This window comes from Pelomonas nitida (genome assembly GCF_043555975.1).
Taxonomy (GTDB): domain Bacteria; phylum Pseudomonadota; class Gammaproteobacteria; order Burkholderiales; family Burkholderiaceae_C; genus Pelomonas; species Pelomonas nitida.
Genome location: NZ_JBIGIA010000026.1, coordinates 1 through 12,548, shown reverse-complemented (window position 1 = coordinate 12,548; position 12,548 = coordinate 1). Strand labels below are relative to the sequence as shown.

Genomic DNA, 12,548 nt, shown 5'->3' with positions numbered 1-12,548 from the left:
ATCGATGGGCATTGTTGCGGGTGAGATCGCGGCCGCCCGGCGGGCGTTGCTGAACGATGCCGCCAAGCGTTGGCACAGGCGTCAGCAGGAGCGGGATGCCGGGCTCGGCAAGGTCGAGCAGTTCGGCCCCGGTGCGGCCGACCCGCCGTTGCGCCAGATGCAGTTCGCCGTACGCCAGGCCAACAAGGCACGGCTGGGTGTGCCGAGCTTCGCCGAGCGCGTGATCGGCACGCGGGACTTCACCGCGTTCTCGCCGAGCGTGCTGGCCACGGCGGCGGCCGGCACCGTGGCCCGCATCACCGATCTGCCCGGCGCCAATCACGAGGCGCAGGGGCTGGCCACGGGCATCCTGCTGCCTGGCGGCCTGCTGTTGACGAACTATCACGTGTTCCCGAGTGGCACCTACGCCGTCGAGTGCGCCGCCAACTTCGGCTACGCGAGGGACGATCGCGGCATCAACGCCGGCAGCTACTTCGAGCTGGACCCGACGGGCTTCTTCCATGCGAACGAGACGTTCGACTTCGCCCTCGTCGCCGTCAAGGCGACGGGCATGAAGGGCGAGTCGCTCGACGCGCTGGGCGCCACGCAGCTCATCGAGGCCACGGGCAAGGTGCTGGTCGGCATGGGCCTGAACATCGTCCAGCACCCGCAGGGCGGCCCGCGGCAGTTCGCGGTCCGGAACAACCGGCTGCTGGACATTCTCGGCGAGGGCTATCTCCACTACGAGACCGACACCGAGCCGGGCTCCTCGGGGTCCAAGGTGACCAACACCGACTGGGAACTCGTCGCCCTGCATCACAGCGGCGTGCCGCGCATGAAGGACGGGCGCCTCCTGCGCACGGACGGCAGCACGTGGAACGAGCAGCGCGATGACGAGTCCAGCATCGCGTGGGTGGCGAACGAAGGCATCCGCGTCAGCCGCATCGTCGACGAGTTGAAGAAGGTGCAGCTCGGCGACGCGCGCATGCAGGCCCGGCTGGACGGCCTGCTGGCCGCGGCGGCGGACCCGTTCGAGGCGTCCGGCCTGGCAGGCCTCGCCGACCTCACGGCAGCGACGGCCGCCACCGTGCCCACCGCCGTGCCGCCCCTGGCGGTGCCGGCGTCTCTTGCCATTCCCGGGAGTACCGCCATGTCAGCAGGCCAGGTGTTCAATTTCAGCGGGCCGGTGACCCTGCACGTCTACGCGCCCGCAGCCAGCGGCCCGGCGGTGGCAGCGGCACCGGCCGTGACGCCCGACGCGGCGGCGGTGGTGGGCGCCGAGAAGACGCTGGTGTTCGACGGCGACTACGCGGCCCGGCGCGGCTACGACCCCAAGTTCCTCGGCGTGCGCATCGGGCTGCCCAAGGTCGTCGATGCGAGGCAGGACGAGCTCTACACGGTGGCCGACTACCGGCAGTTCTTCGACGAGTACCGCAACGTCCCCGAGCTGGACCTGACCGGCCTGGCCGCCACCAGCCCGCTGGAGCTCAAATACCACCACTACTCGCTGGTGCTCAACAAGCAGCTGCGCATGTGCATGTGGACGGCCTCCAACTGCGACTACCGCAGCGTCCAGCGGCAGGACCGGCGCAAGCGCTCCGAGCTTGGCGGTGAGAACTGGCGCGCCGACCCGCGCGTGCCGCAGGCGCTGCAACTGCTCAACGACGACGTCTACGGCCCGGGCAAGCGCATCGACCGCGGCCACATCGTGCGCCGCGAGGACAACTGCTGGGGCGCTGCCGGCCTGCCGACCGACTACGCGAACGCCGACACCTACCACTACACCAACTGCACGCCGCAGCACGAGGCGTTCAACCAGGAGAACCCGTCCAACAAGCAGGACGCCAGCCTCTACAAGAACGGCCAGAAAGGCATCTGGGGGCAGTTCGAGGGCGACCTGGCCCAGGCCATCGAGGACGGCGGCGGCCAGGCGGTGCTGTTCGCCGGCCCGGTGCTCGCGGACCTGTTCGATCCGGTCACGGTCGCCGGCCAGGCGATCCGCATCCCGAAGAAATTCTGGAAGGTCGTCGTCGTCATGGACGGGCCGAAGAAGACGGCCAACCTGAAGTCCTACGGCTACCTCTTCAGCCAGAGCGACGTCGTCAAGAAGTACGGCTTCGGCTTCGAGGGCGTGGCGCTGCCGGCGTTCAACCGGCAGCGCATCTCGCTGGCCGAGCTGTCGGCCTTGACCGGCGTGCAGCTGGCGCCGAACGTGGTCGCCGCCGAGCAGCCGATGCCTTAGCTGTTGTCACGCGTTGGCTGCAGCACGGGTTCGCCGTGGGCCGCGCCACGGCGGCGCGTGACGCGCTGGATGAAGTCGTCCACCACCTCGTAGAGCACCGGGATCACCAGCAGGCTCAGCAAGGTCGACGTGATCAGCCCGCCGATGACGACGATGGCCATCGGGGCGCGGAAGCTCGGGTCGGTGCCGAAGCCCAAGGCGATGGGCATCATGCCGGCGCCCATGGCCAGCGTCGTCATGACGATGGGCCGGGCGCGCTTGTGGCAGGCGTCCAGCAGCGCGTCCAGGCGCGACAGCCCCTCGTCGCGCTGCGCGACGATGGCGTACTCCACCAGCAGGATGGAGTTCTTCGTCGCGATGCCCATCAGCATGATCATGCCGATCATGGCCGGCATCGACAGGTCGGTGCCGGTCACGAACAGCGCCAGGATGGCGCCGGGGATGGACAGCACCAGCGCGCCCAGGATGGTGACCGGCTGCACCCAGGCGTGGAACAGCAGCACCAGCACGATGTAGATGCAGGCCACGCCCGTGCCCATGGCGAGCAGGAAGCCCTGGCCCAGCTCCGCGAAGGCCTCGGCGTCGCCGATCTCGGCCGTGGCGATGCCCGGCGGCAGGTTGGCGATGCTGGGCAGCGCGGCGGCAGCCGCCTGAACCTCGCTGAGCGGCTGGCCGTTGAGCTCGATCTCGAAGTTGACGTTGCGCAGCCGGTCATAGCGGTCGATCTGAGCGGGCCCGCTGGTCAGGCTCAGGTCGGCCACCTGGCGCAGCGGCACCGGGCCGCGCGCGCCCGGCACCGTCAGCTCGCCGAGCAGCGCCAGGTCGGCACGTGCGGCGTCGGGCAGGCGCACGACGATCGGGATCTGGCGCTGGCTGAGGTTGAGCTTGGGCAGCAACTGGTCGTAGTCGCCCGCCGTGGCGATGCGCAGCGTGTCGGCGATGGCGGCGGTGGAGACGCCCAGGTCCGCGGCCCGGGCGGCGTCGGGGCGCACGATGAGTTCCGGCCGCTGCAGGCTGGAGCTGCTGGTCACCTGGCCGATGCCGGTCAGCGTGCGCAGATCCTTCTCGACCTTGGCGGCGTGTTGGGTCAGCGCCTCGCCGTCCTCGCCGGCCAGCACCAGCTGGTACTTGTCGTTGGAGCCACCGAACGTCACCTTCAGCCGGGCGCCGGCGATGTGCTCCAGCCGCTCGCGCAGCTCGCGCTCGATCTGCTGCTTGCTGGTGCCGCGGCGTTCCTTGCGCGGCGTGAGGTTCAGCGTCAGCGTGGCCTTGCGGGACTCGGCTGCGCCACCCATCGCGAACGGGTCGCTGCCGGCGCTGCCGCCGCCCACGGCGGTGTAGACCAGCTTCACGTGCGGGTGGGCGGCCGCAGCGGCGCGGGCCTGCTCGGCGATGGCGGCCGTCTGCTCGTAGGTGCTGCCGGGCGGCAGCTCGATGCTGATCTGCGTCTGGCTCAGGTCGTCGGGCGGCAGGAAGGCGCCGGGGATGGCGCCCAGGAACAGCGGCGTGCAGGCGGCCACGCTGAAGGCCGCGGTGATGGCCAGCGTCTTGCCCTTGTGCGTGAACGCCCAGCGCGCGGTGCGCAGGTACCGGGGCATCCAGAACGGTTCCTTGTGCGCGTGCTTCGGTGGCTTGAGCACATAGGCCGCCATCATGGGCGTCAGCACGCGCGCGACGACCAGCGAGAAGAACACCGCGATGGACGCCGTCCAGCCGAACTGCACGAAGAACTTGCCGACGACGCCGCTCATGAACGCCGTTGGCAGGAACACCGCGATGAGCGTGAACGTCGTCGCGATGACGGCCAGGCCGATCTCATCGGCCGCCTCGCGGGCGGCTTCCAGCGGCGTCTTGCCCATCGTCAGATGGCGCATGATGTTCTCGATCTCGACGATGGCGTCGTCCACCAGCACGCCGATGACGAGCGACAGCGACAGCAGCGTCACGACGTTGAGCGTGAAGCCCATCCACTGCATGACGAGAAAGGTCGGGATGGCCGAGAGCGGCAGCGCGACGGCGCTGACCAGCGTGGCGCGCCAGTCGCGCAGGAAGAACCACACCACGACGACCGCCAGGAAGGCGCCTTCCAGCAGCAGCGACAGGCTGCCGTGGTAGTTCTCGATGACGGGGTCGACGAAGTTGAAGGCCTCGGTGACGGTGATGTCCGGGTGGGCGGTCTTCAGCTCCTCGAGCGCGGCGCGGAGGCGCTCGGCCACGTCCACCTCACCGGCGCCCTTAGCCCGCACGATCTCGAAGCCCACGACCGGTTTGCCGTTCAGGAAGGCGCCGCTGCGCCGCTCGGCCAGCGTGTCGGCCACGCTGGCGACCTGCTCCAGCCGCACGTGGCGGCCGTCGTTCAGCGGGATGTCCATCGCGGCGAGTTCGGCTGCCGTCTGCACCGTGGCGATGGTGCGCAGCGACTGCTCCGCGCCGCCCAGCTGTGCGCGGCCGCCGGGGGCTTCCTGCTGCACCTGCTTGAGCTGGCGCGACACCTCGGCCGCCGTGACGCCCAGCGCCAGCATGCGCGCCGGGTCCAGCGCCACCTGCAGTTCTCGCGTGACGCCGCCCACGCGGGCCACCGAGCCCACGCCGCGCACGGCCAGCAGCCGCTTGGCGACCTGGTTGTCGACGAACCACGACAGCGCCTCGTCGTCCATGCTGCTGCTGGAGACGGTGTAGGTCAGGATGGGCGCGCCCGAGAGGTTCATCTTCGTGATGACCGGGTCGCGCAGGTCGGCGGGCAGGTCGGCGCGGATGCGCGAGACCGCATCGCGCGTGTCGTCCTGCGCTTCCTGCAGCGGCTTCTCCAGCCGGTACTCGATGGTCACGGTGGCCATGCCGTCCTGCACCTTGGTGTAGATGTGCTTGACGCCCTGCACCGTGGCGACCGAGTTCTCGATCTTGCGTGCCACCTCCGTTTCCATCTGCGCAGGGGCCGCGCCGGGCAGCGATGCGCTGACGACGATGGTGGGCAGCTCGATGTCGGGGAACTGCTGGATCTTCATCCGGCTGAAGCCGTACAGGCCGCCGGCCGTCAGCATCAGGAACAGCATGATGGCCGGCACCGGGTTGGCGATGGACCAGCGCGAAACATTGAACATGGCCGGGCTCCTTACGGTGCGACGCGAACGGTGTCGCCGTCGGCGAGGAAGCCCACGCCGGACTCCACCACCGCCGCGCCGGCGGCCAGCCCCGAGCGCAGCTCGACGCGGTCGGCTTCGCGGCGGCCCACCTGCACCTTCTGCTGGCGCACCTTGCTGCCGTCGATGCGGAACACGTAGCTGAAGCCGTCACGCAGCAGCACGGCGCTCTGCGGCAGCGTCAGCGCGGGGCTCTCGCCCAGCACGAAGTCGCCGCGCGCGAACAGCCCGGCGCGCAGCGCCTCGCCGGCCGGCAGGTCCACGTAGACCAGACCGTTGCGGGTCTGCGCGTCCACCTGTGGCGCGATGCGGCGGATGCGGCCTTCCACCGGCGGCGCGCCGCTGGGCTGCACGCGCACGAGCTGGCCCGCCTTCAGCGGCGCCAGCTCGGCGCCCGGCACCTCGGCGCGCCATTCCAGCCGGCCACCGCGCTGCAGGCGGAACAGCTCCTGGCCGGGTTGCACGAGGGCGCCGGGCGTGGCGATGCGCGCGCTGATGACGCCGTCGTCCGGCGCCGCGATCTGGGTGTACGACAGGCGCAGCTGGTCGGCCTGCACGCGGGCCCGGGCGGCGGCCACGCGCGCCTGCGCGGCGGCGTCGGCGGCCAGGGCCTGGTCGATGGACTGCGGTGACAGCGCATCGCTGCCCTGCAGCGTCTTCACGCGTTCGGCCGTCTGGTGCGCTTCGCGGGCCGAGGCCTCGGCCTCTTGGAGCGCTGCACGGCTGGCGGCCAGATCAGCCTCCAGCGTGCCGGGTGACAGCCGCGCCAGCAGCTGGCCCTTCTTCACGCGGTCGCCCACGTCGACATGCAGGGCCGCCAGGCGCTGGCCGCCGATCTCGGCGCCGATGACGACCTCCTGCCACGCGGCGATGGAGCCCGTGCCCGACAGGCGCAGCGGCCAGGTGGACGGCTGCGCGACGACGCGCTTGACGGTCAGTGCCGGCTTCGGCGCCGCGCTGGCCGCCTGCTGCGCCTGGGCGGTGCCCGACAGCGCGGCGACGAAGGCCGCCGCCAGCGCGAGGGTGAGGGCAGCGGTGACAAGGGTGGGGATGCGGGTTTTCATGTCAGGTGTCCATTGCATTGGGTTGGCTCACGGCGTGCCGTTGCGGGCCGAGGGCTGGGCCGGATCGGGCGAGAGGCTTCACGCACCCGTCCAGCCGCCGCCCAGGCTGCGGTACAGGCGTATCCAGGCCAGTGCCTGTTCGGCGCGCACGCTGAGCACGGCGTCGTAGGCGGCCAGCGCGTTGCGGTAGGTGGTGTTGCGCTGGGCGCCGCTCTGCAGGCCGGCCTGCGCCTGGGCGCCGGCGCGCAGCGCGATGCCTTCCCATTCGCGCTTGATGGCGTCCACCTCGCGCTCGCGCTCGGTGCCGGCGGTCACGCGTTGCAGTGATTCCTCCACCTCGGCCACGGCCGTCAGCCAGCGCGCCTGCAGGGCGGCGGCGGCTTCGTCGGTGGCGGCTTGTGCGCCGTCGGCCGCAGCGGCCAGCCTGCCGCCATTGAACAGCGGCAGCGTGAGGCTGGGGCCCACGGCCCACAGCGAGCTCTGGCTGCTGGCGCCGCCCACGCGCAGCCGGCTTTCGCCGGCCAGCGCCGCCAGGCTCAGCTGCGGATAGCGCTGGGCCTCCACGCTGCGCTGCTGCTGCACGGCGGCGATCCAGCGCTGGTGGGCGGCGGCGAGGTCCGGGCGCTGGGCCAGCAGTTGGGCCGGTAGCGCGCTCACGTCGAACTCGGGCAGGCGGGGCTGCGCGCGCCGCAGCTCGAAACCCTCTGCCGCCACGGCCGGCGGCGCGAGCTCGGTGGCCAGCGTGTCGGCGCGGTCGCCGCACAGCAGGGCCAGCGTCTGCAGCGCGATCTGCGCCTCGGCCCGCCACTGGCTGCGGTTGGTGGTGGCGATCGCGCGGTCGGTGTTGAGCAGCGCGGCGTCGCTGGCGCTCATGAGGCCGGCTCGTTGCTGCTCGCGCCCCCAGGCGGCCAGCTGCTCGGCGTAGCGCGTGTCCAGCTCGGCCGATTCTTCGCGGGCCTGAGCGAGCCGCAACTGCACATAGGCCTGGGCCACGTCGGCGGCGAGGCTGACGCGGGCGGCGTGCCAGTCGGCCGTGGTGGCCGCAGCCTGGGCCGCCTCGGCAGCGGCAGCGGCGCGCTGCCCGCCGAACAGGTCGATCTCCCAGCTTGCATTGAACTGCGCGCTCGCCTGCGTGCTCGTGCCGGGCACGGCGTTCAGGTTGTGGCCGCGCTGGGCCTGCGCACCGGCCGACAGCTGCGGCAGCAGGGCGGCCCGGGCCTGGGCCGCGCCGGCCTCGGCCTGGCGGCGGCGCGCGGCGGCCTGCGCCAGCGTGGGGCTGCCGGCCTCGGCGCGCGCGATGAGGCGGGCCAGCTGCGGGTCGTCGGCCGCGGCCCACCACTGAGTGAGCGCGGCGGTGCTGCCGCCGTGGGGCAGCGGCGAGCGCCACGCGGCGGGCACGGCGGCCGGCGCGGGCGGCTCGGCTGGCGGCGCCGTCATGCAGGCGGCCAGCAGCGCAAGCAGCGGGGCCGTGAGGAGGAGGCGTGTCTTCATGGGCCGGTCATGGCAAGGGGTTGAAGGTCTGCCGTGCGGGCAGATCCGGGCGGGGTTCGGGCGCTGGCTCGCCGTGGGCAGGCCGCGTGCCCAGGGGGCGGGGCAGGGGGCGCGGGCTCAGCGCTGTGCGGCGTGGCGCCTGCGTTCGTGGTCGACCAGGGCACAGCCCCAGTCGGCCAGCCGGTCGCAGGTCTGCTCCAGCAGCGGGTCGTCGGCCAGCAGTTCGGGGTGGAAGGCGTCCAGCATCGGTCGGGTCATTGCGTAGTCATGAGCCATGGCCTGCAGCCCCATCGCGAGCTGGTGGATGGCGGCGGTGGGCGCATCCAGCCCGGCATGGCGGGCCAGCACGCGGGCGAAGCGGTCGAAGATGGGCCCGACCTCGCGCGCCACGGTCTCCATGAACACCGGGCTGGGCGCCTGCATCTCGCGGAAGAACAGCTGCGCGTTGCAGGAGCCGTCGTCGAACAGGAAGGGCTGGATGAAGCGGCGGATGGACTCGTGCAGGCTCAGGCCGGGGTCGTCGAAGCCGGTGAGCTGACGGTCCAGTTCGGCGACAGGCAGGCGCAGCACCTCGCGGTAGAGGCCGTCCTTGTCACCGAAGTGGTAGTGGATGGCGCCGGGGTTCACGCCGGCAGCGGCGCAGATCTCGCGCGTCGTCACCGCGTCCACACCGCGCTCGCCGAACAGCCGCATGGCTTCGGCGAGCAGCCGCTCGCGCGGCGAGGGCGTCGGCGCTGCAGGGGTGGCGGTGGGTCGGGCGGGCATGGCGCCGGACTGTAGCAACCAACCAAGCGCTTGCTTGGTCTCGTTTTGTATCTTTTTTTCTAATTGGTCAGCCGGTGGTGGTGGCCCCGCGACCCCACCAGGCGCCTACACAATTCGAGTCGAGCGCAAAAGAGGCTGTTGATATGGGGTTGGTCGAAGGCACGCTGTTCGTCTTGGTGATCGGCTCACCCTTTCTGGCCCTGTTGGCCTGGCATGCTTGGCGAGACATCCGGGGAGAGCGACGCAACGCAGCGGGCTGCTGCTATTCGTGTGGTTGCACGTTGGACGGACGCGCCATGCCGATTTCGCACCACAAGGGCGGCTGCTATCTGTACTGCCGCTCGTGCGCCACTTTTCACCGCTGGGTGAAGAACTCGATGCTGCTGGCCGCATGCGGGGTCATCGCTGCAGCCAGCGTCGTCATGTTTCTGTCGATGCGGACGGCCTGACCAAGGATGGAACGACCAGCCGACGCCGAGCCCTTCCTTGCGCGACGCCCTCATTCCGGCCGGTACGGCCCCTTGACTTCGCCCCAGCCCCACTTGGGCATGGGCGCATGCACGTCGACGGTGGCGCCCGGCTGGGAGTTGATGACGGCGAGCCGCGTCCCCCACTCCAGGTAGCCCACCAAGGCGGATCGGAACTCCGGGTCGTCGGGCAACCGAAGTTCGTCGGCTGTGTCGAGCAGCAGTGCCAGCCACGCTTTGCGTTGCTCGTTGCTCAGGTGCCGGTTCAGGTGATGGCGAATCATCTCCGGATGACCGCCGTACCGGGAGGAGTAGTCCTGCGGCCCGCCCAGTACCTCGGCCAGGAACGCCGCCACGTGCGCGGGGTGGTCAACGCCCATGTGCTCGAAGATGGGCTTGAGCACCGGGTCGTCAGGTACCCGCTGGTAGAACCTCGTGGTCAGGCGCAACAGCGCCTCGATGCCGCCGAGCCATTCGTACAGGGTGGGGACGTTGGGTGCTGTCATGGGGTGTGGCGCCTGGCTTGTGCATCAGCGTGAGGTGCGCACGAACGACATGATCGGGCGCATCGAAGCCTTCAGCGCGCGCGAGGATAACCATGAGCAAAGGCAAAGGCCAGTCTGGCTGATGCCGCTTGCGTCTGACTGGCCGCATGCATGCGCACCGAGCCCATCGTTCGGCGGTCTTCATGCGCAGTCAGTGCCGCGGGCCTCGCAGCCCCGTGCTCAGTTCCTGCGCCGGGCGCAGGGCGCCCACCTCTGTACCGCGCCAGTTGCGCAGCACGGCGTGGCTGTAGCCGCGCAGCAGTTCGTCCTCGGTGCGCAGCAGGGTCTGGGCGACGTCGGCCATGGCGGCTTCGGCGGCGCGGGCGGCGCCGTCGTCGATCTTGAGTGCCACGCCCAGGCCCAGCTCGGGCAGGGCGGCGCAGTAGACGCCCTCGGCGCCGATCTTGCAGAACAGCCGTTCGCCGAAGGCCTGCATGACGCGGGTGTCGAAGCGGTCGGTGCCGCCCACCATGAAGGGCGCGCGGGCGGCGGCCTCACGCAGCCGTTGTGCGGCGCGCGCATGGGCGGGCGACAGGCCCTGGCCGGTGCCGGCGCGGGCAAAGGCCAGTGCAAGCGCGCGCAGTGGCAGCGCGAAGGTGGGGATGGAGCAACCGTCGGTGCCGCGCGGCGCGTGCTCGACGTCCACGCCGGTGGCGGCCGACAGCGCGGCCGACACCTCGCGCATGACGGGGTGGTCGGCCGCTACATAGCCGCGTGCGAACTGGGCGGCCTCGGCGCCGGCCTGGCGCGCCATCAGGCAGGCCACGCAGACAAAGCCGCTGTGCTTGCCCGAGCAGTTGTTGTGCAGCGGCGTGGCGGCCTCGCCGCGCGCCACCATGCCGCGCAGCACGGGTTCGCGGCTGGGCCACTGGGTGCCGCATTCGAGCGAGGTTTCATCCAGCCCCAGCTTGGCCAGCACACCGGCGGCGGTGGCCACGTGGGCGGGTTCACCGCTGTGCGACGCGCAGGCCAGTGCCAGTTCGGCATCGGTCAGCTGATACGCGTCGGCAGCGCCGCTGGCCACCAGCGGCAGTGCCTGCAGCAGCTTGACGGCCGAGCGCGGGAAGACCGGGCGGTCGATGTCGCCCAGCGCGGTGTGCACAGCGCCGACCGCGTCGACGATGGCCACGGCCCCGGCATGGCGGGACTCGACGGTGCTGCCCCGCAGCACTTCGATGAGGGTGGGGTTCATGCGGGCAGTCTAGGACCCCAGAATGCCGCCCATGCAGGATCTCAGCATTTTCGGCATCGATTTCACGAGCGCGCCTCGGCGCGCGAAACCCATCCGCGTGGCGGCCGGCCGGCGCCATGGCGCGGTCGTGCGGCTGGAGGGCCTGGCCGCATTAGACAGCCTGGATGCCTTCTCCGACTGGCTGGCCCGGCCGGGGCTGTGGGTGGGCGGGTTCGACCTGCCGTTCGGCTTGCCGCGTGAGCTGGTTGAACAGCTGGGCTGGCCCAACGACTACGCGGTGTTGATGGCGCACTATGCGGCGCTCGGCCGCGACGAGATCCGGGCGCGGTTCGCCGCCTTCTGCGACGCGAGGCCCGTGGGGGCGAAGTTCGCGCATCGCGCCTGCGACGGCCCCGCCGGCGCCAGCCCGAGCATGAAGTGGGTGAACCCGCCGGTGGCCTGGATGCTGCACGCGGGCCTGCCGCGGCTGATCGCGGCAGGCGTGCACCTGCCCGGCCTGCTGGCCGGCGACGAAAGCCGTGTCGCGCTGGAGGCGTATCCGGGTCTGCTGGCGCGCGAGCTGATTGGCCGCCGTTCATACAAGAGCGACACGCGGGCCGCGCAGACGCCCGAGCGGCTCATCGCGCGCAAGGACATCGTCGATGCCCTGGAGCAGGGCCGCACGAGGCTGGGCTTGCGGCTCAAGCTGAGCCACGCCCAGCGCGACGAGCTGGTGGCCGACGGCAGTGGCGACTGCATCGACGCGGTGCTGGCCATGCTGCAGGCCGCCTGGGCGGTGGCGCAGCCGCGCTACGGCTGGCCGGAAGGTGTGGACCCGCTGGAAGGCTGGATCGTCAGCGCCTGACGCGCTCCAGGCCCAAAGACCGAGAGCCTCCTAGGCTGAAACCTGCAGTCAGTGCAGGTGATGCACCAGCCAATGCTGGACGGCGCTGACCAGCACGGGCGACATGCCGTCCTCCGGTTCGGCACCGGGTCGGGGCGGCGGCACCGGACCTGTGCGTTCCATCCCGTGGGGCATGCCCGGCACCAGCAGCACCAGCGCGTCGCGGTGGCCGGCCAGCGCGCGACTGGCCGCCGGCACACAGACCTCCGGCGGCACGATGGTGTCGGCCCCGCCATAGACGGCGAGCACCGGGGCGCCCGAGCGAAGCAAGTCCGCGTCCAGCGGCGCGTCGTACATGGACAGCAGCATCGGGTTGTCCAGCGCCGCCACAGCGCCCTGCGCCTGTTCGGCGCTCCAGCCCGCGTCACGGAAGGCCGCAACGGCGGCCTCGCGCAGCGGCGTGACCGTCGAAGCCTCGGCCTGCCGAGCGCGGCCTTCCATCCAGCGGGACGTGGCCGCGACCACGCGGCCTGCTGCGTCGGCGGGCATGCCGGCGCTGACGAGCTGCTGGCGCATGCTGCCGCTGAAGACTTCGCCACGGGCGGCGATTGGCGCCGCCAGCATCACCACGCCCGCGATGCCGCCGGCCGTGGCTGCGGCCAGCGGTAGCGCGCCGCCACCCTGGCTGTGGCCCAGGGCCTGCTCCCTTAGGGTTAGAGCCGCTAACAAAATTCCGGCAAGGCGCGACAACAGATGACGCAGCAGGCCAAGCTCAACAGCGCCACATGAGTCTCGACGGCGCGCTCAAACCGGATGCGCAGCTTGCCAAACGCGGCCAGC

10 protein-coding genes and 1 pseudogene are annotated in these 12,548 nt (G+C 71.3%); 3 read left to right on the top strand and 8 right to left on the bottom strand.

All coding sequences use genetic code 11. The features are described 5' to 3' along the window. Positions 1-4 precede the first annotated feature (4 nt). The gene (locus ACG00X_RS22550) at positions 5-2,221 is read left to right on the top strand and encodes a DNA/RNA non-specific endonuclease (protein ID WP_394491812.1); all 2,217 of its coding nucleotides are present in this window, start codon (positions 5-7) and stop codon (positions 2,219-2,221) included. Here the strand turns inward: ACG00X_RS22550 and ACG00X_RS22545 are convergent. From ACG00X_RS22545 to ACG00X_RS22530, 4 genes are all read right to left on the bottom strand, one after another. Continuing rightward, entirely contained in the window at positions 2,218-5,322 is a 3,105-nt protein-coding gene (locus ACG00X_RS22545) for an efflux RND transporter permease subunit (protein WP_394491810.1), read from the bottom strand. The genes ACG00X_RS22550 and ACG00X_RS22545 overlap by 4 nt on opposite strands. Positions 5,323-5,333: 11 nt before the next feature. Then, entirely contained in the window at positions 5,334-6,425 is a 1,092-nt protein-coding gene (locus tag ACG00X_RS22540) for an efflux RND transporter periplasmic adaptor subunit (protein WP_394491808.1), read from the bottom strand. Between the two features lie 78 nt (positions 6,426-6,503). Then, positions 6,504-7,916 (bottom strand): efflux transporter outer membrane subunit, encoded by a 1,413-nt coding sequence (locus tag ACG00X_RS22535; protein WP_394491806.1) that lies wholly within the window; start codon positions 7,914-7,916, stop codon positions 6,504-6,506. Positions 7,917-8,033: 117 nt separating this feature from the next. Then, on the bottom strand, positions 8,034-8,681 hold the full coding sequence (locus ACG00X_RS22530) for a TetR/AcrR family transcriptional regulator (protein WP_394491804.1): 648 nt from the start codon (positions 8,679-8,681) through the stop codon (positions 8,034-8,036). 143 nt (positions 8,682-8,824) lie between these two features. On the opposite strand from ACG00X_RS22530, the gene ACG00X_RS22525 reads away from it, so the two are divergent. Continuing rightward, a complete protein-coding gene (locus ACG00X_RS22525) occupies positions 8,825-9,130 on the top strand; it encodes a hypothetical protein (protein ID WP_394491802.1) in 306 nt (101 codons plus the stop codon). 50 nt (positions 9,131-9,180) lie between these two features. Here ACG00X_RS22525 and ACG00X_RS22520 read toward each other — a convergent pair whose 3' ends face one another. Next, positions 9,181-9,654, bottom strand: coding sequence for a group II truncated hemoglobin (locus ACG00X_RS22520; protein WP_394491800.1), 474 nt, complete (start codon positions 9,652-9,654; stop codon positions 9,181-9,183). A 190-nt stretch (positions 9,655-9,844) separates the two neighbouring features. Further along, positions 9,845-10,885 (bottom strand): asparaginase, encoded by a 1,041-nt coding sequence (locus tag ACG00X_RS22515; RefSeq protein WP_394491798.1) that lies wholly within the window; start codon positions 10,883-10,885, stop codon positions 9,845-9,847. Between the two features lie 31 nt (positions 10,886-10,916). On the opposite strand from ACG00X_RS22515, the gene ACG00X_RS22510 reads away from it, so the two are divergent. Beyond that, entirely contained in the window at positions 10,917-11,729 is an 813-nt protein-coding gene (locus ACG00X_RS22510; protein ID WP_394491796.1) for a DUF429 domain-containing protein, read from the top strand. A 48-nt stretch (positions 11,730-11,777) separates the two neighbouring features. On the opposite strand, the gene ACG00X_RS22505 is transcribed toward ACG00X_RS22510, so the two are convergent. Beyond that, positions 11,778-12,437, bottom strand: coding sequence for a dienelactone hydrolase family protein (locus tag ACG00X_RS22505; protein ID WP_394491794.1), 660 nt, complete (start codon positions 12,435-12,437; stop codon positions 11,778-11,780). Then, positions 12,431-12,548, bottom strand: a pseudogene (locus tag ACG00X_RS22500) (IS5/IS1182 family transposase); the annotation flags it as partial. The pseudogene ACG00X_RS22500 and the gene ACG00X_RS22505, both read right to left, overlap by 7 nt.

Coding starts and splice junctions, on each gene's coding strand:
- ACG00X_RS22525 (WP_394491802.1), top strand. CDS start 8,825: ATGGGGTTGGTCGAAGGCACGCTGTTCGTCTTGGTGATCGGCTCACCC.
- ACG00X_RS22545 (WP_394491810.1), bottom strand. CDS start 5,322: ATGTTCAATGTTTCGCGCTGGTCCATCGCCAACCCGGTGCCGGCCATC.
- ACG00X_RS22535 (WP_394491806.1), bottom strand. CDS start 7,916: ATGAAGACACGCCTCCTCCTCACGGCCCCGCTGCTTGCGCTGCTGGCC.
- ACG00X_RS22510 (WP_394491796.1), top strand. CDS start 10,917: ATGCAGGATCTCAGCATTTTCGGCATCGATTTCACGAGCGCGCCTCGG.
- ACG00X_RS22530 (WP_394491804.1), bottom strand. CDS start 8,681: ATGCCCGCCCGACCCACCGCCACCCCTGCAGCGCCGACGCCCTCGCCG.
- ACG00X_RS22540 (WP_394491808.1), bottom strand. CDS start 6,425: ATGAAAACCCGCATCCCCACCCTTGTCACCGCTGCCCTCACCCTCGCG.
- ACG00X_RS22550 (WP_394491812.1), top strand. CDS start 5: ATGGGCATTGTTGCGGGTGAGATCGCGGCCGCCCGGCGGGCGTTGCTG.
- ACG00X_RS22520 (WP_394491800.1), bottom strand. CDS start 9,654: ATGACAGCACCCAACGTCCCCACCCTGTACGAATGGCTCGGCGGCATC.
- ACG00X_RS22515 (WP_394491798.1), bottom strand. CDS start 10,885: ATGAACCCCACCCTCATCGAAGTGCTGCGGGGCAGCACCGTCGAGTCC.